This window comes from Lysinibacillus sp. FSL K6-0102, assembly GCF_038003545.1.
In the GTDB taxonomy this organism is placed as follows: Bacteria; Bacillota; Bacilli; order Bacillales_A; family Planococcaceae; genus Lysinibacillus; species Lysinibacillus capsici.
Genome location: NZ_JBBOPH010000001.1, coordinates 4390820 through 4415531, shown reverse-complemented (window position 1 = coordinate 4415531; position 24712 = coordinate 4390820). Strand labels below are relative to the sequence as shown.

Below are 24712 nucleotides of genomic sequence, written 5' to 3'. Positions count from 1 at the left end.
AAATGGTTAATATATCAGTAGTATTTTCAGTAACTGCTATTAAAGGAAGTGAAAGAAAGTGACAAGGAAAGTTTGGTTTCAAGTAGGGGTAGGGATACTACTTACACTATTAATCATTAAATATTTTATAGAAATTCATTGGATTTTTTCACCGCTTGTCATCATATTAAAAGCCATTTTTGTGCCTTTACTACTTGGTGGTGTTCTCTATTATGTGACGGAACCAATTCAGAGATTTTTAGAAAAACGTAGATTTCCTCGATGGGGAAGTATATTGACGATTGTGTTCGGACTAATAGCAATGGTAGGTATTTTTGGCTGGATTATTGGTAACCCGATTGCCGAGCAGGTCAATAAATTAGTGAAAAATGCCCCTATGATTAGTACGAGTATTAGTACGAGCATCCAGCAATTAACAGACTATGTAACGCAAAATAAGGATAACTTCCCTGAGCAATTAAATGATGTTATCGAAAAAATGGCGAATTCGGTACAAGATATTGCAGTAGTGGCGAGTAAAGGTTTTGTGTCCTTTTTACAATCCATTGTATCTGTGTCGTTATTAGCCATTTTAATTCCGTTCTTCTTTATTTTTATGCTGAAGGATCATGAGAAGTTTGCTCCATCCATCTATAAATATTTCAGTGGTGAACGTCAGCAATGGGTAAAGAAAACGTTAAGTGAAATTGATGATGTATTACGTACCTACATTCAGGGCCAACTGCAAATTAGTTTTTTATTAGCACTAATAATGTATGTAGGCTATTTAATTATCGGATTAGACTATTCGTTATTACTAGTGATTTTTGCATTCTTTATGAATATGATTCCATTTATCGGGCCTTGGATTGCCTTTGCGCCAGCCCTGATTGTGGCAGTTATTCAAGATCCAATTTTAGTGGTGTGGGTTTCGGTTGTGACGCTGGTTGCTCAGCAAATAGACAGCAACTTTATTACACCTAATGTCATGGGGAAATCACTTGATATCCACCCCCTTACCGTTATTACAATTATTTTAGCGGCAGGTAATATAGCAGGTTTTATTGGTATTATTATCGCTGTACCATTTTATGCAGTCTTAAAGGTTATCGTATCCAATATTTATGATCAACGTAATGCAATTAAGAAAAAAGCGACGAAGTCAGTATAGGAGTCGAAACAATGGAACAAGAAATTGTAAAGGTATTTAATGAACAGCATGAGCAAATTGGGACAGCTACGAGAGCGGAAGTGCATGAAAAGGGGCTTTGGCATGAGACTTTTCATTGCTGGCTTGTAAATGAAGACTATATTTATTTTCAAGTACGTAGTTCACAGAAAAAGGATTATCCAGGGTTACTCGATATTACAGCAGCAGGACATCTTTTAGCGATTGAGACAGTAGAGTCAGGCATTCGAGAAGTAAAAGAAGAATTGGGACTTAATATTGATGTCCATGAAGTTGTTAAAATGGGCATGACATCTTGTAGTATCGTTTCTGAAAATATGATCGACAATGAATTTTGCCATGTCTACATATATCCTTTCAAGCATGATTGGGATTCCTTTGCTTTGCAGTATGAAGAAGTATCGGGTGTAGTTAGAGCGAGGCTAAATGAGGCGGAGGCTTTCTTCTTGGGAGAAACGACGACACTTAATATTGAAGGGTATGAATATTTCCCTGATGGTCAACGTGTGAGAATTGTCAGACCAGTAGGTACTGCACAATTTGTTCCTTATCGGGAATTGTATGTTGCACAGGTGATAAAATTCACACGTGAAAAAATATTTAATCAAACCTCATAAGTTTAAATAGGATAAGCTATAATATTAGCTTGTCCTATTTTCTTGCGCAAAAATGATTTAGAAACGACACGATATAATAGGAAAAAATGAGTTATACTGTTAGATAGATTGTAAAGAAAAGGAGCATTTTTTATATGCTAACATTTGAACAAAAACAAGCGATTATTGAATCGTTTTCTGAGCTAACAAAAAAAGAAATTTCTTTAAAGCGCCTAAATTATCATTACATGGACAGTCTTTACGAAAAGACGATTGTAGTTGAGAAATTACATCCAAACGGCAATGGCTTTGTCTTTGTAGGAGATTTATTACGTTATGAGAATGAGGCTAATGATAAAGGATTAGTAAATATCCGCGATTACGATGAACAACAACTTCGTGAAATTATTGAAGACGCAATCCAATATTTATCTGAAGAAGTAGAAGAGCAGGAGCCAATTGTAGAGATTTGGCATAGTCGCGATGGTAGTCAGTTACAGCTAGCTTTTGAGCAACGTTCGTGGAACGTGTATCATGGAGACAATCTGGAAGAGGCATTTGGTACGTATGAGGCAGCAAAGGAATATTTACTAGAAGAAGGCTTTCGTACAAAGAAATAAGAAATACGGGGGATCATGATAGATGAACGGAAAAAAATTAGTGGGAATTGTTATTGTTGTTGTGATTGCGGCATGTTTATTTTCAGTTTATACCATTACTAATTTTTATAAAAATCACGAAGAACAGCCAAATCGTGAAAATCGTGAAATTAATAAGTCAAAGAGCTTGAATTTAATTTTGCCACAGGCTACAATTATCTCGAATTCAAGATAATTGAGAGGTGACTGTCAGTGCAACATATTTATTATAAAGGTACAGACGAAACGAAGCCGACATTATTATTGCTACATGGTACAGGTGGTAATGAGGAAAGTCTTATTGGGCTGGCAAAAGAAATAGATGAAACAGCCAATATTTTAAGTGTTCGCGGAAATGTACTTGAGCATGGAATGCCACGATTTTTCCGCCGATTAGCCGAAGGTGTCTTTGATATTGAGGATTTAATCTTTCGTACAAAGGAGCTTCATGAATTTTTACAGACGTCAGCACAGCAATATGGCTTTGATCGTCAACGAATTGTAGCAATAGGGTATTCGAATGGTGCTAATATTGCAGCAAGCTTATTATTCCACTACGATGATGCGTTAGCCGGAGCTATTTTGCATCACCCAATGGTACCAAGACGTGGTATTGAATTACCGCAACTTTCTCCAACACCTGTGTTTATCGGTGCTGGTACGAATGATCCGATGTGTACAGCACAGGAGTCTGAGGATTTAGAAACTCTTTTAAGTGCTGCAGGTGCAACAGTAACGACGAAATGGTTTAATTTTGGTCATCAACTAACAATGCCTGAAGTACAAGCTGCAAAAGAATGGTATAAAAGCATCTACGCTTAATTGAAAAATCCACCTCCTTTTATAAGGGAGGCGGATTTTCTTTATGTTATTTACTTTTCTTTGAGAAAGGAAGCCACCAGTTCCAATCACCAAACAGCTTCATGAGACTAGGCACAAGCATAAGACGAATAATTGTTGCATCAATGGCAACAGCAATAGCGATACCCACACCAATTTGCTTTACAGGCATTACATCTGTGAAGGCAAATGCACCTGTAATAACAATCATGATAAGCGCTGCAGATGTAATTATTCGGCTAGTGGATGTTAAGCCATCAATTGTTGCACGCGTATTATCGGAGCCCTTTAAATATTCCTCTTGGATACGAGAAATTAAAAAGACTTCGTAGTCCATACTTAAGCCAAATACAAGACAAAAAACAATAACTGGAATGATTAGCACGATGGAGCTTGCTTCAATACCAAAATGACCATATTGGAAAATATAAACGAGTATCCCGAATGCAGATGAAAGCCCAATAATGTTCATGATTATTGCCTTTAACGGAATTAAGATAGAACGGAATGCCAACATTAAAATAAAGAATGTAGAAACGATAATAATTGCTATAGCTAAAACAATTTTATTAGCAATTTCATCAAAGATTTCTTGGTTGAATTTAGCTGGTCCACCAAGTGCAAAATCCACGCCCAGGTCTTTGTCCATCCATGTTCGGGCAAATTTTTGAGCTGTAGAGGAAGAACCTGCTGCATCAATTGTAATTGGAACAAAGAGCTGTGTATCCTTTGAAAATGAATTAATAACAGGTTTTAATTGTTCAGCAACCTGTGGAATAGCTAAAGAAGCAGAAAGCTCCTCTGGTGTTTGAATGTTAGCAGCTGTATAAATAGTTGAAACATTAGTCACTAATGGGTCCTTTAATAGCTTTTCTTGAATAGTATAAATTAGCTCTCTACCCTCAGTATCCTCCCAGCCATCTTTTCGTTCAGCCAACAAATATAATGTAGAAGATTCACCTAGTCCAAACGTTTCATCTAATTTATCGTATGCTGCACGAGCATCATATTTCGTAGGTAAGGAGTCCACCTGTGGAATGGTTAATTGGATATCCTTTAAAGGGATCATGCCGATGCCTAGTAATAATAATGCTGAAATCACTATAGCTACTGGATGTTTCATGACAAAACCTGCAAAGCCACGCCAACGATTTGCCCCACCTGGTTTAACGCGTATTAAGCGCCATTTATTAAGTCTATCTCCTAATAGCATCATAGTGGCAGGAAGTAATGTTAAACCAGAAAGAACGGCTAACAGGACGACTATAGTGCCTCCTAGGGCGATATTATGAAAAATTTCTACATCAATGACAATCATCGCACCTAAGCCAATCATGACACAGACTGCGGAGAAAATGATAGAACGACCTGCTGTCTGAATAGCAGTTTGAATGGCTTGAGCAATAGAAGTATGTGTGCGTTCTTCTCTGTAACGATTAATAAACAGCAATGCAAAATCAATACTTAAAGCCAGCCCAAGCATTGGAACAATATTTAAGACGAAAATAGATAGATTTACATTAGTACTGAGCAGTGTCATCATACCAAAGGCGGTAACCACTGTCACAACACCAATGACGATTGGCAAAATAGAAGCAACAACTGTACCGAACGCTAATAAGAGAACCACGATGGCAATTGGCAATCCAATGGCCTCAGCTGATGCCAAATCCTTTTGACTAGCAGTATTTATGTCAGCAGAAATAACAGGCCCTCCAGTGATACTAATTCCGTCTTTTTCAATTAATGAACGGAATTCCTCAACAATGTCAGGCAGGTTTTCTACATCGTTCTTTATGTGAACCATAGCATAGGCAATACCATCTTTCCGTAAAGAGGAGTCTTCTAAAGGTGATTGAATAGAATGAATCTCTTTTATGCTATCTAATTTTTTTAAAGTGTCTTCAATTTTCTGATCTTCAGCTGGATCAAAGACAACCAAAATCGTATTAGATGGTAAATCAAATTTTTCTGCTAGCTCGTTGGTAACATAGGTATGATCTGCTTCGACAAAGAAACCATCACCTTGAAGTTTGCCTGGAAGCTGTAAAGCAAAGTACGCCATTGCTAGAAAAATAATAAGCCATATGACTACGATTGCTTTCGCATGTGCTGTAATAAAAGCTGAAAAAGTTTTCATAGTTGTTTATACATCCCCCTTTTCAATTAGTGTAAAGGATGTGTCACATTTTGTCGTGTGACAAAGTAAAGACTCCCATCCACTTTTTGGACAGGAGTCTTACTATTAAAAGAATAATGATAATATGAAATAAATAACAGATGCCATAACGGCAGAAATTGGCATTGTAATCACCCAAGTAGTAACAATCTTTCGAGCCATACCCCAGTTTACACCACGCACACGCTGTGCTGAACCAACACCCATAATGGATGAAGAAATGACATGTGTTGTTGAAACTGGTAAGTGGATTAGCGTAGCGCCAAAAATAACAGTAGCAGATGCTAAATCTGCCGCAACACCATTAACAGGGCGGATTTTCATAATCTTACCGCCAACCGTTTTAATGATTTTATAACCACCAATTGACGTACCTAGCCCCATTGCTGTAGCTGCAGCAGCACGCACCCAGAAAGGTATTTCATCTCCAGTGTGCAAGCCACCAGCGATTAACGCCATCGTCATAATCCCCATCGCTTTTTGTGCATCGTTTGTACCATGGGTGAACGATTGGATGGCAGCAGTAAAAATTTGCATTGTACGGAAACCTTTATTCGTCCGATATAAATTTAAATTTTTAAACCATAGTTTAAAAAGAGTCATCATAATAAAGCCTGCACAAATAGCAAGTAAAGGTGAAAACACTAAAGCCATGATGATTTTAGTAAAGCCGCCATAGTTTAACACATTAAAACCAGCGGATGCGATTGCAGCACCGGCAATAGACCCGATCAATGTGTGTGAAGAACTTGACGGAATACCGAAATACCATGTCAATAAATTCCAAATTATAGCTGAAATTAATGCAGCTAAAATAACGACTGAGCCAGTTGTGTCTCCTTCAAAAGCATTTAATGCAAAAGGATCTACAATATCTTTTGTTAGAGCTTTTGCAACCCCTACAAAGGTGATAGCACCAATAAAGTTCATAGTTGCCGCCATAATGATTGCCGTGCGTGGCGGCAATGCTCTAGTAGAAACCGAAGTTGCAATAGCATTTGCTGTATCATGGAAGCCATTGATAAAGTCAAATGTTAGGGCAAAGATGACGACCAGTACGGTTAATATAATGATTGTGTTCATTGTAAAGTGCCCATCTCCTAATTATGCGTTACGCATGATAATTGTTTCCATAGTATTTGCTACGTTTTGACAATGATCAGCGATATCTTCAAGTTGTTCATAAATATCCTTAAATTTAATGAGGCGGATTGGATCTTTTTCATTTAAAAATAACTTCTTAATAGAAGTACGTTGTACCTCATCACATTCACGTTCATAGTCTTTAATAAGAATTGCGTGTGGACGCATGCCAATTAGATTCTTTTTCTTTAACTCTTCTGTCGCTTTGACTATTTCATCAGCACTTTTTGAAATAAACCCTAAGAAAATGCGCATAGATTCATCAATCTCAGTGAGCGAAAACATTTCAAAGTGTGCAATACAGTGTTCTGTTCCATCTAAAACATCATCCATACGAATGGCGAGCTCTAAAATATCCTCACGTTCAATAGGTGTCATGAATGATTTGTTTAACATGACAATCAGTTCATGAATAAGCTTATCACCAGCAGTTTCATAATTTTTCATTGTAATGCTAATCTCTTTTAGGTCAGCTACACTGTTAATACGAAAATCATTTGCGTAATGTACAGCCTCTCTCATATTTTCAGCAATTTTATGCAATGCAATAAAGAAAGGGTCTTGTTTTTTTGAGTTAAGCATGTGAATCGAATCCTCCTGGATATAAATAAATTAATCGACCTCTAAACTTTACTATCATAACAAAATCTTTAATTTATCTACATAAAAATTTACTAATCGACATGAAAATTTACATTGCTGTAATATACAATTCGTTCACAAAATATAAGGTAATCCAGCTGTATTTATTTTTATGAGTACAGATAAAACCTTGTTATAAATGGCTATTCTTCTGTAATGGTGACTTATTAGTACAGATTAAGACACGAAAGATAATAGAAGGTAATAAAAATAGCGCATTCGAATTGTAAAGGTATTGTAAATTCATTTGATAACCAGAAGAGTACCTTCTTATTCTTAAGAATATCTTCATTTTTATCCTCCCTCTTTATTAAGAATTGTTTACTACAATGGAAAATGAATAGGAAAGGAGCGTTTATTAACTAATGATTCAGGTTGAAAACTTACAACATACATTTTTAATTGGAAAACGAGGGAAGGAAAAGCAAGTGCCGGTATTGAAAGGTGTGAACTTCGAGGTCCATAAAGGAGAAATTGTGGCCATTGTAGGTAAAAGTGGCTCAGGAAAATCGACCTTATTACAAGTTCTAGCTGGTTTTATGAAGGCTGAACAGGGCTCTATTAAAGTAAATGGAAAGGAAACAGCCCATCTAACTGAAACAGAAAGTGCTGCCTTCCGTTTACGTCAATTCGGTTTTATTTTTCAAAACTTTCAATTAATGCCTGGTTTAACTGCTTTTGAAAATATCGAATTACCTTTAAAGCTACAGGGTTTGCGTAAGGCTATGCGCAAAGAAAAAGTGAAGAAATTAATGGACAAGGTTGGTTTGACAGAAGTAGCAGACCATTATCCCAATGAATTGTCAGGTGGACAGCAACAGCGTGTCAGCATTGCACGAGCCCTTATTACGAATCCTCCTATATTACTTGCTGATGAGCCAACAGGGAGTCTCGATTCAGAAACCGAGCAGGATATCTTATTGCTTATTCAAAGTTTAAATCGTGAATTAGGGCTAACTTTTGTCATTATCACGCACGATGAAGAAGTAGCTACTATCGCACATAGACGCTTCCGCATGTACGATGGAGAACTTGTAAAGGAGGAAGCTTAACATGTTATTTAAGGATCAATTAGATTTTGTAACACAGCATATCAAGAAAAATAAGCTGCGTGTGTTTATGACGATACTAGCTGCAACGATGGGCTGTGCCTTTTTAATCGTGCTAGCATCCGTTGGTTTTGGTTTACAGGAATCTTTACGTAATGAAATTCTTTCAAACGAAACAGTTACAAAAATTCAAGTATATGGCGATAAGCAATTAACTGAAGAACAAGTACAAGAAATTAAAAAAATGGAACATGTAGAAACGGTGCTTGAAACAATTAGTGTCAATGCTACCGCACAATCATTTTTTGAAGATCGTGATACTACTTCTAATTTAATATTGTCAGATATGCAGGACTTTGAACAGGTAAATGGAAAGCTTGCAAAAGGGCGTTATCCAACGAAATCTAATGAAATTGTTGTAGGGTATCATTTTGCTCAAACATTATTGAATGAAAGAGAACGTGATGTCATTGCGGAAAAAAGTAAAAAGGCTGAAGCTGAGGGTACGTATTATGATGGTAGTGAAGAGGGCTATAAAGAATCATTGATTGGAAAGAACATAGATCTGTCCTTAGTTCCTCACACGGGTACAAATGATGAAAAGCAAAAAATGAGCTATACAATTGTTGGCGTAATGGAGAAACCTTCTTATGATTGGATGGTTGATAACGCTATTCATATGGACAAAGAGCAAAAAGCAGTATGGGTTGAAAATTTATCTACAGATAGTAACATGGCAGAGGATGAGCTGTTTTACTCTGAATTTAATATTTATGCGGATACATTAGAAAACGTAAAGCCGATTTTAGAGAAGTTAAAAGATAAGGGCTATAGCGTATATTCAGTAACAGAGCAACTAGATCAAATGAATGTATTTTTCCTTGTCTTAAAAATTGGCTTAATCTTTGTTGGTACAATTGCTGTGTTGATTGCTTCCATTGGTATTTTTAATACAATGACAATGGCTGTCACAGAGCGAACACGTGAAATTGGTGTATTAAAGGCAATTGGGGCAAGTCCGAAGCTTATACAACGGTTATTTTTAATGGAAAGCACATTTATCGGTATTTTTGGTACGCTAATTGCGGTTGTCATCTCGTATGCTATTAGCTTTGCGGCTAATGCAGCATTACCATTAATTCTTAAGGCGGCAACAGGGGAGGAAGCTTTTGCAACAAATGATATAACATTTTCTCTTATTCCATGGCAACTAGTCATTATTGCAGCAGCCATTAGTGTTGGTGTAGCGATGATTTCAGGTTATCGCCCAGCACGTAAAGCAACAAAAATCGACGTTATTCAAGCTTTACGACAAGAGTTATAATAAAAAAGGCGGTCCAATCAACATTGGATCGCCTTTTATTTGGATTGAAGTACATCTGTATGTTATAAATACTCTTTTAACTCATTCGCTAAAAATGGTGTTGCATTCAATAATTTTAAGAAGGCATCATAGCTGGCACGTTGCTCTTCATTTGGTTTTTTACCTGTTTGATAGGCTCGAATTAATATGTTTTTAGGTGTATTCTCCATATCGATAAACTCTAAAAGCTGTGCCTCATAGCCAACAAGCGATAAAATTTCAGCTCGAATAGCATCTGTAGCAAGTGCCGCAAATCGCTCTCGAACAAGTCCATGTTGCAACATAATATCGAGAGCAGGTGTATTTAGTTGACGATTTAACTCATGCTGACAGCAAGGCACACTTAGAATGACACTTGCTCCCCATTTCACAGCACGAGCCAAGGCCATATCTGTCGCTACATCACATGCATGGAGTGTCACCACCATATCCACAGCACTTTCATCATTATAATCATTGATATCTCCTACAAGAAATTCTAGCTGATCATAGCCTAGATCCTGTGCTATTCTTGAGCACTCTTCAATAACCTCTTTTTTTAAATCTAAACCAGTAACACGAATGTCTAAGCCTTTTTCAATTTTTAAATAATGATACAAAGCAAAGGTTAAGTAGGATTTTCCTGAACCAAAATCTAAAATCCTCACCTGTCGATCCTGAGGTAAATAGGTTAAGGCATCATCTATAAATTCAATGAAGCGGTTAATCTGTTTAAATTTATCATACTTTTGTTTCTTAACCTTTCCTTCTTCTGTTTGTACCCCCAGTCGAATTAAAAATGGATAGGGTTGATCATCAGATAGTAAATAATTTTTTTTACGATTATGGCTTAGATGGACTTGTTTAGGTGAAGCTGTTTTATCTGATTTCCAAAGGACTTTGTTCTTTTTTGATAATTGTACTTGTACCGTTTCATCTACGAAATCAATATGAGCTTGACGATACTCCTCAAAAAACGCGTCAAGCTTGGAAGGTAAATGAGCCAATAGAATATTTTCATGTTTTAAAATCCGTTCATATTGGTATTCAATTTGTATATGGTACTGATTTTTTAACATTAATGGTTTTAATTTTATACGTTTTATTTCATTTGATTTCATACGTGGTTGACTGATTGTAGCTGTCACAAGCTTTTGTTGCAAAATTTGCTCAGTGAGCAGAGCTTTCATTTCTTCAAATGTCATACATTTTCGCCTACTTTATTGTGTTATAGATGGCACTAGTTTAACACATTTTATAAAAGACAATGGCATCTTTGGTATTCGGAATAAATTTAATAAAAATTCCGAGTATTTATAGGTGGAATTGTATATTCGTGGTATCTTAAATACAGTAATTCTTTTTGAATTGGTGATACTAAGGATTAATAAGGAGGAGAAAATATGTCGGATAACATGTATCAATTATTAGCGATTGTTATTTATATGATCGCCATGCTAGCAATTGGCTGGTATGCATTTGTTAAAACATCTAATTTAACAGATTATATGCTTGGCGGTCGTTCCTTAGGTCCAGCGGTTACTGCGCTAAGTGCGGGTGCTGCGGATATGTCTGGCTGGCTCCTAATGGGCTTACCAGGTGCGATATTTTTATCAGGTCTTGTGGAAGCTTGGATTGCAATTGGATTAACAATAGGAGCTTACCTAAACTGGCTACTTGTGGCACCACGTTTACGGGTATATACACAGGTTACAAATGATTCCATTACTATTCCAAGTTATTTGGATAATCGATTACGTGATCATACGAAGCTTATTAGAATTGCTTCAGGTATCATCATCCTCATATTCTTTACATTTTATGTATCGTCAGGAATGGTAGCAGGGGGCAAGTTTTTCGATAGTTCATTTGGTTATGAATACCACACAGGCTTATTAATTGTGTCAGCTGTAGTTGTAGCATACACTCTTTTTGGCGGATTTTTAGCGGTAAGTTATACAGACTTCTTACAAGGTCTTATTATGTTTTTAGCACTTATTATGGTACCGCTATTTGGTTTATTTGTAACAGGTGGTATAGGTGAAACCATTTCATCTATTAAATCTGTTGATCCAGATCTTCTAAATTTATTACCAGCCACTGCGACAGCAGCAGGGATCATTTCTTCAGTTGCTTGGGGATTAGGCTATTTTGGACAGCCTCATATTATCGTCCGCTTTATGGCGATTAGTTCCGTTAAAGAAACGAAGCAAGCACGACGCATTGGTATTGGCTGGATGATGTTAAGCTTATTTGGAGCTATTGGAACTGCCTTGGTTGGTGTAGCCTATTATCAGCAAAATGCTGGTGAGCTAAAAGACGCTGAAACAGTATTTATTGTACTTGGTCAGATTTTATTCCATCCATTTATAGCAGGTATTATGCTGGCGGCTATTTTAGCAGCTGTTATGAGTACAATTTCTTCTCAATTAATCGTAACTTCTTCAGCACTTGTAGAGGATATTTATAAAGCATTATTTAATAAAACAGCAGACGATAAGCATTACGTTTTTGTTGGGCGTATGGCTGTATTAGTTGTTGCAATTATTGCAGCAATCCTAGCGTGGAATCCAGATAGTTCTATCTTAAGCTTAGTTGGCTTTGCTTGGGCAGGATTCGGTGCAGCCTTCGGACCTGTTATTTTACTTTCTTTATATTGGAGAAAGTTAACAAACTACGGAGCACTTAGCGGAATGGTAACAGGGGCTGCAACTGCGTTTATTTGGGGTAAAGTAGATGCTTTATCAAGTGCGTTGTACGAAATTGTTCCTGGCTTTATTGTTTGTTTAATTGTTGCGGTTGTTGTCAGTATACTGACATATAAACCAAATAAAGAAATTGAAGAAGAGTTCACACGCTCAGAAGCCCTTCTAAAAGAAGAAAGAAAATAGTTGAGATGCGCCTTTCCATGAGGCGCATTTTTTAGGAAAGTTAACGATGATCTTCAAATACGAAAAAGGGTATATTATGGTAAGATGAAGAAAATTTGTCGTAGCGACACCAAGCTTTGGTGGGAGGTTTCTAATGGATAGAATTAAGGAAGTTGATGTATTAATTGAAAAGGCCATACTAGTTGGCGTGAATTTACGAAATGATGAGCACTTTGACTATTCTATGGAAGAGTTACAAAATTTAGCTGAGGCCTTGCATGTAGAAGTGGTTGGGACTGTCACGCAAAATTTGGAACGTGTGACACCTTCCCATTATGTGGGTACAGGTAAAATAGAAGAAATCAAAAATTTTTATGAAGAAGCACAAGCAAACCTCGTGATTTTTAATGATGAACTGTCTCCTTCGCAAATCCGTAATTTGGAGCGTGATTTAGCAACGAAGGTCATTGATCGAACAATGCTTATTTTAGATATTTTTGGAAGGCGCGCAAAAACACGTGAAGCCCAAATGCAGGTGGAATTAGCACAGCTTCAATATATGCTACCTCGTTTAGTGGGTTTGCATGCCTCTTTAAGCCGTCAGGGTGGAGGTACTGGGGGAGGCTTTAAAAACCGTGGTGCTGGTGAGACAAAGCTGGAATTGGATCGACGAAAAATTGAAGATCAAATTGCTAAAATTAAAAAGGATCTAGAGCACGTTAAGGAACAGAGAGAAACGCAGCGTAAACAGCGTCGTAAAAACGCTCTTCCGGTTGTATCGATTGTAGGCTATACAAATGCTGGGAAATCAACGATTATGAATCAACTGCTTACACAAATAGGACAAGAAGAGCACAAACAAGTCTTTGAGAAGGATATGCTTTTCGCTACCCTTGAAACTTCTGTTCGTCAGATTGAACTACCTGATAAGAAGACCTTTTTACTGACAGACACTGTAGGCTTTGTTAGTAAATTACCTCACCATTTAGTGAAGGCATTTCGCTCCACTTTGGAAGAGGCGCGAGATGCAGATCTTTTACTCCACGTGGTGGATGTTTCGAATACAGAGCACGGATTTATGATGGATGTGACGAACGAAACACTTAAAGCAGTTGGTGTTGAGGACATTCCTACAATCTATGTATACAATAAAGCAGATATAGCAGATGTTCCATATCCTGTGGTAAGTGGAGATAATATTTGGATTTCAGCAAAGCATGGGGTTGGTTTAGAAGAATTAGTACAGCTAATTCGTCAACACATCTTCTCGCATTACGTAACGTGTGAAATGTTAATACCTTATGATCATGGGAACGTTGTTTCTTATTTAAATGAGAATGCCTCTGTTTTTAATACAGCTTATGAAGAGGGTGGGACATTATTGTCTCTTGAAGTAAAAGCAGCAGATTACGCAAAGTATCAGCACTATGTAATTAATTAAAAAATGTACTTCCCAAAGCATGCCAAAAGATTTTTGGCATGCTTTTTGTGATTAGAGGGAATAGTAGAATCTAGAACAAAGGTAAAACGTGTACTCAAGAAATTGTATTAATTTTCAAGTAAAGTAAGGAATCTGAATTTTAAATATTTTAGAATAATTCATTGTAAATTTAAAAATCTTTTAGGTATAAAGTGTGAGAAAACTTAGATATATCAAAGGATTTAATAATTTATCTAATAATCAATCAGAATTTATAGAAAAATGACAAATTTTCAACATTTTTTAAAACTCTTGCTAAAGTTTATAAAACGCTTTAGTATGATGAAACAAAGTTTTTTTATCCTTATATTAGGGTAGTTGTGTTTTTGTAGAATAATTTTTTATTGGGAGAGGGTATTGTATGTCTAGTAAAGATGAAGTTGTAAAATCTGTCCCTCAAAATGGTTTTGTTGGACACCCTAAAGGGCTCTTTACTTTGTTTTTCACAGAATTTTGGGAACGTTTCTCGTACTATGGTATGCGAGCAATTCTTATCTTCTTTATGTATTACGAATTACATGACGGGGGCTTAGGTCTAGACCGCGGAACAGCAAACTCTATTATGGCCATCTACGGCTCACTTGTTTATATGTCTGGAATTATAGGTGGATGGATTGCCGACCGAGTTTTAGGAACACGAAAAACCATTTTTTATGGTGGCGTGTTAATTATGATTGGTCATTTACTGCTAGCATTGCCTGGTGGTGTGAGCATGTTATTTGCTTCCATGGCATTTATCGTTATGGGTACTGGTTTATTAAAACCGAACGTTTCAAGTATTGTTGGGGACATTTATGCTGAAACAGATAGCCGTCGTGATGCAGGTTTTTCTATTTTCTATATGGGTATTAATATGGGAGCATTTATTGCACCTTTTATTGTCGGAACAATTGGACAAAAATATAGCTTCCACCTTGGCTTTGGTTTAGCGGGTCTGGGTATGTTTATTGGTTTAATTGTTTATAAATTAACAGAGAAAAAATATTTAGGCTTAGCGGGCTTACAAGTAAACAACCCATTAAAGCCTGAAGAACGTAAAAAAGTCTTTACGCAATTCGGAGTTGCAGCTTTACTTATTATCATCTTGGGTGCTATCGGTATTAAAACTGGTACTTTAACAATGAATGTATTTAGTTTAATCATCACAGCTCTAGGTGTATTAATTCCAACTGCATTCTTTATTTATATGTATCGCAGTAAAAAAACAACAAAGGATGAAAAGTCTCGTCTACTTGCTTATATTCCTTTATTTTTATCAGCTGTAATGTTCTGGGCTATTCAAGAACAAGGAGCAACTATTTTAGCGACTTATGCAGATGAGCGTACACAGCTAAGTTTTGGTGGTATTCAGCTTCAATCTTCTTGGTTCCAGTCATTGAACCCATTATTTGTTATTACAATGGCACCATTATTTGCGATGCTATGGCTTAAATGGGGAGACAAGCAGCCAACAACACCACGTAAGTTCTCATATGCATTGTTCTTTGCGGGTCTATCGTTCTTAGTGATGATGATTCCAGCACACCTGTCTGGTGGAGATACATTAGTGAGTCCTTTATGGTTAGTATTGTCATTCTTCTTAGTGGTTGTTGGTGAGTTATTATTATCACCAGTTGGTCTATCTGCCACAACGAAATTGGCACCACAGGCATTCGCAGCGCAAACGATGTCTTTATGGTTTTTAACAAGTGCAGCAGCACAAGCAATTAATGCGCAATTAGTTAAGGTCTATGAAGTTGTAAGCGAATTCACATACTTTGGTTTCTTAGGTACCTTATCTATTGTAGTCGGGATTATTATATTGGTGCTTTCACCAATTATTTCAAAAGCGATGAAGGGTATTAATTAAATGAAAGATGCAAGTACAGTTATTAAAAAAACTGTACTTGCATCTTTTTTTGTATCTAAATAAAAGTCTATCTAAGAGGCTGAGAGCGAAATATATTATCGTAAGTAGTTATTTTGTTGAATGTGGGTATAAGTTTCTATGTAGAAAATTATCATTTTCGTTATAATAATTTTAATAATATGAAAATTTAAGGGGTTGGAATCTATGAAGGAAGAGTTAGATTATTTGAGGCCAAGATTAATGGAGATTTTTACGTATTTACATGCAAATCCAGAAATCAGCTGGCATGAAGTAGAAACCACCAATTATATAGTGGAGCTATTAACGCAGGAAGGCTTTTCCCCTAAACGATTTAAAAATTCCACAGGATTATATGTTGATGTAGGCAAAGGTAACCCCAAAGTAGGACTAAGATCAGACATAGATGCCTTATGGCAAGAAGTAGATGGTCATTTCCGTGCGAATCATTCATGTGGACATGACGGTCATATGACGATGGCCATTGGTACACTATTACTTTTAAAAGAACTACAGCAATCTATTAATGGTACAATCCGCGTTATTTTCCAACCTGCTGAAGAAAAAGGAACTGGAGCGTTATCTGTATTAGAAGAAGGTGTTATTGATGACTTAGATTATTTATTTGGTGTCCATGTAAGACCTGTTCATGAGCTAGAGGACGGCACTTATTGTGCAGCCTTATATCATGGTGCCTCTCGTTTACTTGAAGGCGAAATTATCGGAGAGGATGCTCATGCTGCAAGACCGCACCTAGGTATTAATGCCATTGAAGTAGGTGCAACAATCATCGAAGATTTGCGAACCATTCATACAGATCCTATGGTTCCTGTATCTGTAAAGATGACGAAATTCCATGCTGGGGGAGATTCGGGCAATATTATCCCAGGTAATGCCTCATTTACGATTGATATTCGTGCACAGCAAAACAAGGTGATGGACGATTTAGCACAAGGCGTAAAGCGTGTGATCGATTCCTCTAAATTGTTGCATAAAGTACAAATTGAATTACGTACGGTGGCCAATATCGTAGCTGCTGAAGTTGATCCAAGTGCTCAATATTTAATGGAGCAGGCAATTATACAGGCTGCTGGATTATCAAATTTAAGAAAGCCTGTTCATACACCTGGAGGAGAGGATTTTCACCATTATGCTGTACAACGGCCGCATTTAAAAACAACCATGCTGGGCTTGGGTTGTGGATTAACACCAGGCTTGCATCATCCGAAAATGAAATTTAAACAAGCAAGACTTGTCACGGGAGTGGAGATACTTACAAGAGCAGTTTTATTAGCTTTGGAGTCAGGGCATAAAAAGGAGGCGTCAGCGTAATGTTAGAGCAAGTGCGAATTCACAAAGTAACGACACCGAAAGAAATTGCAGAGATCCAAAAATTAAATGCTGAAATATGGGGCAGTCAAGCAATCCCCTCCCATCAATTACTAGCTGCTGTACAAAATGGGGGAATCGTATTAGGAGCGTATTTAGATGAAAAGCTAATTGGCTTTAACTATTGCTTCGTTGGCTATCGGAATAGAGAAATGTACTTACATTCGCACATGATTGGTGTAGAAAAAGCATATCGTGAACAAGGTGTGGGTGAATTATTGAAGCATGCCCAACAAGAATATGCAAAAGAGCATGGTTTTCAACTTGTCCGCTGGTTAATTGACCCATTAGAGGCGCGTTTAGCGAATCTAGCATTTCTAAAACTGAACGCCACTAGTTATCAATATGAAAATGATTATTATGGTCCACTTCGAGATGACTTTAATGAAGGACTACCTTCAGATAGACTTGTCGTTGAATGGTGGATCGAGCGTGATCAAATGGCAGATAGCCTTGATGAATTAGAAGAAGTAGCACAGGAAATTGTACCTTGGACATTAACAGTAGACGGATTACCAGTTCTAGATGTAGAAAATACATTTCAGTTAAATCAATCCTTTTATAAAGATGCCTATCTTTTACCGATCCCTCAATCTCTACAGAAAATGAAAGTGGAAAGTCCAAAACTTGCAGAGGACTGGCGTTATAAAATTCGCACAATCTTAACAACATTATTTAACCAAGATTATGCCATCGTACGCATGAAGAAACATCCAGAATATGTTCATAGCTATCTGTTAGTCAGACGCTCCTTATTAGCTTTATAATAATGATAAGGAGTGAACAATGTGAGATTAGAAAAGATTACATTAAGGCATTTAAAAATGCCTATGAAAGCACCATTTACTACGAGTTTTGGCACAGTTGATGAAAAGGAAATGTTACTGATAGAAGCAAAAGATGAATCTGGGACGACGGGGTGGGGAGAAACTGTTGCTTTTGTAGCACCATGGTATACGGAAGAAACATTAAAGACAACATGGCATATGCTACAAGATTTTTTGATACCCATCTTGTTACATAAAAAGATTGGGCATCCAGATGAGGTAACCTCATTATTTGCACCTATTCGGCGAAACTGCATGGCGAAAGCTTCAATTGAGGGTGCTGTATGGGATATCTATGCTCAGCAAACAAAGCAATCACTTGCACAGGCGTTAGGTGGTCAAAAACAACGTATTGAAGTAGGAGTCAGTGTGGGTATTCAACCCTCTATTGCTCAGTTAATTGCATTAATAAAAGGTCATATTGAAAAAGGCTACAAAAGGGTGAAGATCAAGATAAAGCCTGGAGAGGATGTAGAGATAGTACAGGCAATTCGTGTGGAATTTCCAAATTTACCCTTGATGGTTGATGCAAACTCTGCTTATACATTAGAGGATATAGAAATACTACAGCAGCTTGATGATTTTAATTTATTAATGATCGAACAACCATTAGCTACTGATGATATTGTAGATCATGCAGCATTGCAGAAAAAGTTAAAAACGCCTATTTGCTTAGATGAAAGCATCACATCATATGAGGATGCCAGACGAGCAATTGAACTTGGAAGCTGTGGTGTCATAAACATCAAGATTGGACGAGTAGGTGGTTTAACGGAAGCAATACGAATCCATGACCTATGTAAAGCAAACCATATTCCAGTTTGGTGTGGTGGTATGTTAGAGGCTGGAATTGGACGAGCACATAATGTTGCCTTAACGTCTCTTAGTCAATTTATTTTACCTGGCGATACAGCAGGTTCTAGTCATTATTGGTACGAGGATATCATTGATCCTGAAGTAAAAGTTAAAGATGGTTATATTGAGGTACCCCAGTCGGTAGGTATTGGTTATAAGCCTAATATGGCTGTGATTGATAAATTAACAATTAGCAAAGAAATCTATCAATAAGGGAGTACTTAGTCGATCATTTAGTATAAGGAAAACGAGGAGAGAACTGATTGAAAAAAAGCTTGCAAATCGGTGGTGCCTATGTGGGGATTATCGTTGGAGCAGGATTTGCATCAGGGCAGGAAATTGTCCTTTATTTTACAAGCTATGGCTTTAAAGGAATATATGGAGCATTGTTAGCTATGGTTGGTTTCTCAATTGTTGGAATGTGTGTTGCTCAAGTGAGCTCTAAGCTTCGCACATCGTCCCATAAGGATTTGATTTATCAAATTTCAGGGAATACTATGGGCTTTGTCTTGGATTTAGTGCTATCACTCTTTTTATTTGGTGTAGCTGTCATCATGTTTGCTGGCGCTGGTGCAACATTTCAGCAAATGTTTGGACTGCCTATTTGGCTAGGGAGTATTTGTATGATCTTGCTTACAGTAGCCACTGTCATGATGGATGTGAAAAGCATCATTAATATCATTGCACTAGCAACCCCCTATCTACTAACCGTTGTCTCCATCATCGCTATCTATGCTATTGCAACGATGGATTTTACCTTTGCAGAGCAAGCTGTTATTGCTCAACAGGCTCAAATAAGTGAGAAAAGTTGGTGGGTAACGGCTTTATTGTACATGTCGTTCAATGTAGGGGTTAGCTTCTCTTTACTGACTGTTATGTGTGGATCCATACGCAATCATAAGGTAGCTGGCATGGGTGGTATAATTGGTGGGATTTTGTTAGGTGCTTTAATCTTACTTGTGAATTTCTCCCTTTTAGCAAAGATGAATATCATTGTTGGATTAGACATTCCGATGCTAGCGTTAGCGAATGAAATTCATCCGATTGTTGGAGTATTAATGACTATTTCTCTTTTGGGAATGATTTATAATACGGCAGTAGGGATGCTATATTCCTTTATGGTAAGGTTTTTCGAGCCTAGTAGAGCAAGCTTTAGGGTTGCAGTTATATTTATAGGCGGTCTCGGTTTTCTAGCAAGTCTTGTAGGGTTTACAACGCTAGTAGCTAAACTATATGCAGTGATGGGCTATGTTGGGTTAGTATTAATCATATTCATTATTTCTGCATGGTTAAGAGGCACTAAAAAAATTATCTAATATAGAAATGGTAATTGAGGGATAGATTTTATTCTCAATTACCTTTTTATTTGGATAAAAATATTGTAGAAATAGTGAATTATTTCTGTTGATTAATTTACGGTAATGCTGATATTTCGTTAATTTGGCATATTTTTTAGTTAATCATTAATAAAACGAGAACAATTCTCATTTGCTGGTTGACTGAGAATAAAATCATGCTTATAATGGAAATCGTGAGTAATGATAATCATTTTCACTAATAAGTGAGTTACACACAAAAATGAAATCTACCGGGGATTACTATGAAAATAAGATATCTTTTAACAGCAACTGTTTTGCTGTCTATTGTGTCGCTCTTTATAGGAGTAGTAGATATTAAGCCTAGCGACCTATTAGACTTCCAATCAGAAGAAGCTAGACTATTTTTAATTAGTCGTGTACCTAGACTTGTTGCAATCTTGCTAGCGGGTGCAGGTATGAGTATTGCTGGTTTAATTATGCAAAGCTTAAGTAGGAATAAATTCGTTTCACCAACAACAGCTGGTACATTAGATGCCACACGGTTGGGTGTATTGATTTCCATGATGTTCTTTACGAACGTTACGTATTTCCAAAAAATTTCCTTCGCTTTCATATTTGCTTTAGCCGGCACATTACTATTTATGCAAATATTAAACCGAATTAAGTTTAAAGATGCGATTTTTATACCGCTTATTGGCTTAATGTTTGGGAATATTTTGTCCTCTGTTACAACATTCTTTGCATATAAGGCGAATATTATCCAAAACATTTCTGCATGGTTACAAGGAGATTTCTCATTAATCATGAAAGGCCGTTACGAACTGTTATACGTAAGTGTACCAATACTCATTTTAGCTTACATTTACGCAAATCGTTTTACAGTAGCTGGGATGGGAGAGGATTTTGCAAAAAATCTTGGTCTATCCTATAAATTTGTAGTCAATTTAGGCTTGGTGTTGGTAGCTCTTATCTCCACGACAGTGGTGTTAACAGTCGGTATCATTCCATTTCTTGGTTTGATTATTCCGAACATTATTTCCCTGTTTAAAGGTGATAATCTGGCAAAAACCTTGCCGCACACAGCATTACTTGGTATGTCATTCTTGTTATTCTGTGATATTTTAGGACGAGTACTGATTTTCCCTTATGAAATACCAATAAGTATGACTGTTGGTGTAATTGGAAGTGCCATCTTCCTATTCATGTTGTTTAGGGGGAGAGCATATGCGTAATCGTACAAAAATGTTCATTTTACTAGGTCTCGCTGTTATAGCAGTTGTCCTATATTTATTTTGGGAACTCAATGGTAATTATCACTATGCTTTTCCACGCCGTGTCATAAAGGTTGTGGCAATGGCATTAACGGGTATAGCGATTGCCTATTCAACAGTAGTTTTCCAAACAATTACACATAATCGGATTTTAACCCCAAGTGTCATGGGTTTAGATGCTTTGTATATGTTAATTCAAACATGCATCTACTTCTTCTTTGGCTCTACATCCATATTAGTTATTAATATCTACTATAATTTTACGCTTGCAATTGGGGCGATGATTCTATTCGCTTTAATTTTTTACCGAGTATTGTTTAAAGAAGGAAAGCGACCGATTTATTTTTTACTGCTTGTTGGGATGATTGTTGGTACGTTCTTAGGAAGTATTACAACGTTCTTCCAAGTATTAATAGATCCGAATGAGTTTTTAGGCTTACAAAGTAAAATGTTTGCAAGTTTCAATAATGTTAATTCAGATTTAGTTTGGCTAGCAGGCGTTATCATTTTAATAACATTTATCTACGGTGCTCGTCATATGAATCAATTGGACGTCATGTCTCTAGGACGAGACACAGCTATAAATTTAGGTGTACCTTACGATAAGCTGGTACAACGTATGTTAATTTTAGCTTCAATTTTGATTGCTGTTTCAACAGCGCTTGTTGGTCCGATCACGTTCTTTGGTTTAATCGTTGCAAATTTATCATATCAGTATTTCAGAACATACAAGCATTCCATCTTAATTACTGGCTCCTGTGTAATGAGTGTTGTAGCTTTAGTCGGTGGACAGTGGATGGTTGAACGTTTATTTAGTTTCACTACTACACTTAGTGTCATTATTAATTTTGTGGGTGGGGTTTACTTCATCTACTTATTATTAAGAGAAAGTAGGTCAGCAGGATGATACAAGTCAAAGAAATTACAAAGTTTTTTGGTAAAAAACCTGTCGTTCAAGATGTAAGTGTTGATATTGTTTCAGGAAAAATCACATCGTTTATTGGACCGAATGGTGCAGGGAAGTCCACGCTACTTTCTATGGTGAGTCGTTTACTGAATGCAGATACTGGCGAAGTACTACTCGATAAGGCAGATGTACGTAGCTGGAAATCAGATGATTTCGCTAAACGTGTATCGATTTTAAAGCAATCAAACTTTATGAATGTTCGTCTAACGATTCGTGAGCTTGTATCTTTTGGCCGTTTCCCTTACTCAAAAGGACACTTAAAACCTGAAGACGAAGAAAAAGTGGATGAAGCTATTCGCTATATGAATTTAGAAGATATGCAACATAATTATTTAGATGAGCTTTCAGGTGGTCAACGTCAGCGTGCATTTATCGCAATGGTTATTGCCCAAGATACTGAATATATCTTACTGGACGAACCATTAAATAATTTAGATATGAAGCATTCTGTCCAGATTATGAAGATTTTACGTAAGTTGGTTGATGAGTTAGGCAAAACAGTGGTTATCGTTTTACACGATATTAATTTTGCTTCTGTTTACTCTGACCATATTGTTGCATTAAAAGATGGCCGTGTTGTTAAAAATGGTCCTACAAATGACATTATTAACTCACATGCATTGAAGGAAATTTATGATATGGATATTCCTGTTCAAGAGCAGGATGGCTGTCGAATTTGTGTTTATTTTAATTCGTAAAAATAGTTCCAGATGATGAACATCTAACTATCAAATCATTTAATTAAAGGAGAAATTTCACAATGAAAAAATGGAAATTACTTACGGTATTAATGGCAATGATGCTATTAGTATTAGCTGCTTGCGGTTCGAAAGATGAAGCAAAAGAAGATGATAAAGGTACTTCAACTGACAAACCAGCTGAGGAACAAAATGGAGAATCATCAGTATATCCACTAACAATTCCAGGTAGCACAGTTGAAGGTCGTGACGGTAGTACAACATTTGAAGAAGTAACACTTGATAAAATGCCAGAAAAAGTTGTCGTTTTTGATAATGGTTTCTTAGATACATTAGATGCTTTAGGCGTTAATCCTACAGCAGTGGTACAAGACTCATTACCAGCATATTTAAGCAAGTTTAAAGATAGTACTTATGTAAACGCAGGTACATTATTCGAGCCTGATTATGAAAAATTATCTGAAATTAACCCAGATATTATTTTCATCTCTGGTCGTGCTTCAGCAGCTTATGCTGAATTATCTAAAATTGCTCCTACAGTATACATTGGTGTAGATAATACTAACTTCTTAGAGTCATTCAAAGCTAATACAGAATTAGCTGGTAAAATCTTTGGTAAAGAAAAAGAAGCGGCAGATGCAATTGCTGCATATGAAGCAAAAGTAGAAGAAGTAAAAGCTAAGGCTACTGCAACAGAAGAAAAAGCGTTAATCGTTTTAGGTAGTGAAGGTTCATTATCAGTATTCGGTCCTGGTTCACGTTTCGGTGTGATTCATGATGTATATGGTGTAAAAGCTGTAGCTGAAGCTAGTGGCTTCAAAATCGAATCACATGGTGATAATGCAAGCTTTGAATTTGTGCGTGAGAAAAACCCAGATATCTTATTCGTTATTGACCGTGACGCTGTTGTAAATGAAAACGGTGAATCAGGTACTAAAGCTGCAATTGAAAACGAAATTGTAAGTGCAACAAACGCTGTGAAAAACGGTAAAGTATTCTACTTAGATCCAGAAATTTGGTACCTTTCAGGTGGCGGTTTACAATCAGAAACACAAAAAGCTGAAGATGTATTAAAGGCGTTCAACTAATATGTTTGTACAAATTAAACGTATTGTTGTGACGGAAGGGAATTCGGATAAGGTTGTGGAACGTTTTGGTGCTAAGCCAAACGGTCCCTCATTACTTGAACAACAACCTGGCTTTATTGATAAGCAGGTACTTGTAAAGAAAGTTCGCCGCGGTGATGAAGAAGTGCTAGTGATGGTTCGTTGGGAATCAGAAGAAGCATGGAAAAATTGGGAGAAGAGTCCTGAGCATATTGCAGGCCATAAGGCAAGTGCAGGTAAACCGAAGCCTGATCATATCATTGAAAGCGGACAAGAAGTTTATTATGTAAAAGGTTAATCATCTAAAGGTGTCTCAAGAGATTGAGACACCTTTTCTTGTTGTTGAAAAAAGAATGTCACTTATAGTGGTGGGCTACTGGACTACCATAGAATAGCAAGACAGGCAAAACTTTATACGGAGCAGTAGCGGAGGAAGCGATTCGGTGCTCTCCTACAGGAAAGCAAG

General features: G+C 36.8%; 23 protein-coding genes. 19 read left to right on the top strand and 4 right to left on the bottom strand.

Annotated elements, in window-relative coordinates:
* Positions 1–58 precede the first annotated feature (58 nt).
* From NYE73_RS22410 to NYE73_RS22390, 5 genes are all read left to right on the top strand, one after another.
* The gene (locus NYE73_RS22410) at positions 59–1150 is read left to right on the top strand and encodes an AI-2E family transporter (RefSeq protein ID WP_048394176.1); all 1092 of its coding nucleotides are present in this window, start codon (positions 59–61) and stop codon (positions 1148–1150) included.
* Positions 1151–1161: 11 nt separating this feature from the next.
* On the top strand, positions 1162–1785 hold the full coding sequence (locus tag NYE73_RS22405) for an NUDIX hydrolase (RefSeq protein ID WP_036079462.1): 624 nt from the start codon (positions 1162–1164) through the stop codon (positions 1783–1785).
* Between the two features lie 134 nt (positions 1786–1919).
* A complete protein-coding gene (locus NYE73_RS22400; protein ID WP_004231915.1) occupies positions 1920–2384 on the top strand; it encodes a hypothetical protein in 465 nt (154 codons plus the stop codon).
* Between the two features lie 22 nt (positions 2385–2406).
* Entirely contained in the window at positions 2407–2598 is a 192-nt protein-coding gene (locus NYE73_RS22395; RefSeq protein WP_004231917.1) for a hypothetical protein, read from the top strand.
* A 17-nt stretch (positions 2599–2615) separates the two neighbouring features.
* Complete coding sequence (locus NYE73_RS22390) at positions 2616–3224, top strand: alpha/beta hydrolase (RefSeq protein ID WP_259950552.1); 609 nt, start codon at positions 2616–2618, stop codon at positions 3222–3224.
* Positions 3225–3270: 46 nt separating this feature from the next.
* Here the strand turns inward: NYE73_RS22390 and NYE73_RS22385 are convergent, their stop codons facing one another.
* From NYE73_RS22385 to NYE73_RS22375, 3 genes are all read right to left on the bottom strand, one after another.
* Positions 3271–5382, bottom strand: a complete 2112-nt coding sequence (locus NYE73_RS22385) for an MMPL family transporter (protein WP_259950553.1) — start codon at positions 5380–5382, stop codon at positions 3271–3273.
* A 105-nt stretch (positions 5383–5487) separates the two neighbouring features.
* A complete protein-coding gene (locus NYE73_RS22380) occupies positions 5488–6504 on the bottom strand; it encodes an inorganic phosphate transporter (protein WP_004231925.1) in 1017 nt (338 codons plus the stop codon).
* 21 nt (positions 6505–6525) lie between these two features.
* Positions 6526–7146, bottom strand: a complete 621-nt coding sequence (locus tag NYE73_RS22375) for a DUF47 domain-containing protein (protein ID WP_004231927.1) — start codon at positions 7144–7146, stop codon at positions 6526–6528.
* A 425-nt stretch (positions 7147–7571) separates the two neighbouring features.
* Between NYE73_RS22375 and NYE73_RS22370 the strand changes: the two genes are divergently transcribed.
* On the top strand, positions 7572–8258 hold the full coding sequence (locus NYE73_RS22370; RefSeq protein WP_048394180.1) for an ABC transporter ATP-binding protein: 687 nt from the start codon (positions 7572–7574) through the stop codon (positions 8256–8258).
* 1 nt (position 8259) lies between these two features.
* Positions 8260–9579, top strand: coding sequence for an ABC transporter permease (locus NYE73_RS22365; RefSeq protein ID WP_115673148.1), 1320 nt, complete (start codon positions 8260–8262; stop codon positions 9577–9579).
* A gap of 62 nt (positions 9580–9641) precedes the next feature.
* On the opposite strand, the gene NYE73_RS22360 is transcribed toward NYE73_RS22365, so the two are convergent.
* Complete coding sequence (locus NYE73_RS22360; protein ID WP_048394183.1) at positions 9642–10802, bottom strand: class I SAM-dependent methyltransferase; 1161 nt, start codon at positions 10800–10802, stop codon at positions 9642–9644.
* Positions 10803–11000: 198 nt separating this feature from the next.
* On the opposite strand from NYE73_RS22360, the gene putP reads away from it, so the two are divergent.
* The 12 genes from putP to NYE73_RS22300 all read left to right on the top strand — a co-directional run bounded on the left by putP (position 11001) and on the right by NYE73_RS22300 (position 24544).
* A complete protein-coding gene (gene putP, locus NYE73_RS22355) occupies positions 11001–12488 on the top strand; it encodes a sodium/proline symporter PutP (protein ID WP_066038005.1) in 1488 nt (495 codons plus the stop codon).
* 133 nt (positions 12489–12621) lie between these two features.
* Complete coding sequence (gene hflX, locus NYE73_RS22350) at positions 12622–13908, top strand: GTPase HflX (RefSeq protein WP_259950558.1); 1287 nt, start codon at positions 12622–12624, stop codon at positions 13906–13908.
* 400 nt (positions 13909–14308) lie between these two features.
* On the top strand, positions 14309–15796 hold the full coding sequence (locus NYE73_RS22345) for a peptide MFS transporter (protein ID WP_048394189.1): 1488 nt from the start codon (positions 14309–14311) through the stop codon (positions 15794–15796).
* A 204-nt stretch (positions 15797–16000) separates the two neighbouring features.
* On the top strand, positions 16001–17146 hold the full coding sequence (locus NYE73_RS22340; protein ID WP_259950561.1) for a M20 peptidase aminoacylase family protein: 1146 nt from the start codon (positions 16001–16003) through the stop codon (positions 17144–17146).
* Positions 17146–17970, top strand: a complete 825-nt coding sequence (locus tag NYE73_RS22335; RefSeq protein WP_048394192.1) for a GNAT family N-acetyltransferase — start codon at positions 17146–17148, stop codon at positions 17968–17970. The genes NYE73_RS22340 and NYE73_RS22335 overlap by 1 nt, the downstream gene beginning before the upstream one ends.
* A 21-nt stretch (positions 17971–17991) precedes the next feature.
* Positions 17992–19098: an o-succinylbenzoate synthase gene (menC, locus tag NYE73_RS22330; protein ID WP_259950563.1), complete on the top strand. Its 1107-nt coding sequence runs from the start codon at positions 17992–17994 to the stop codon at positions 19096–19098.
* A 50-nt stretch (positions 19099–19148) separates the two neighbouring features.
* Entirely contained in the window at positions 19149–20201 is a 1053-nt protein-coding gene (locus tag NYE73_RS22325; RefSeq protein WP_259950564.1) for a YkvI family membrane protein, read from the top strand.
* A 284-nt stretch (positions 20202–20485) separates the two neighbouring features.
* A complete protein-coding gene (locus tag NYE73_RS22320) occupies positions 20486–21436 on the top strand; it encodes an ABC transporter permease (RefSeq protein WP_048394199.1) in 951 nt (316 codons plus the stop codon).
* Positions 21429–22382 (top strand): iron chelate uptake ABC transporter family permease subunit, encoded by a 954-nt coding sequence (locus tag NYE73_RS22315; RefSeq protein WP_004231949.1) that lies wholly within the window; start codon positions 21429–21431, stop codon positions 22380–22382. Before NYE73_RS22320 ends, NYE73_RS22315 begins: the two co-directional genes overlap by 8 nt.
* Complete coding sequence (locus tag NYE73_RS22310) at positions 22379–23140, top strand: iron ABC transporter ATP-binding protein (protein WP_048394201.1); 762 nt, start codon at positions 22379–22381, stop codon at positions 23138–23140. The genes NYE73_RS22315 and NYE73_RS22310 overlap by 4 nt, the downstream gene beginning before the upstream one ends.
* A gap of 62 nt (positions 23141–23202) precedes the next feature.
* Entirely contained in the window at positions 23203–24228 is a 1026-nt protein-coding gene (locus NYE73_RS22305) for a siderophore ABC transporter substrate-binding protein (protein ID WP_048394203.1), read from the top strand.
* A 1-nt stretch (position 24229) separates the two neighbouring features.
* Complete coding sequence (locus NYE73_RS22300) at positions 24230–24544, top strand: antibiotic biosynthesis monooxygenase family protein (RefSeq protein ID WP_054549614.1); 315 nt, start codon at positions 24230–24232, stop codon at positions 24542–24544.
* Positions 24545–24712 lie beyond the last annotated feature (168 nt).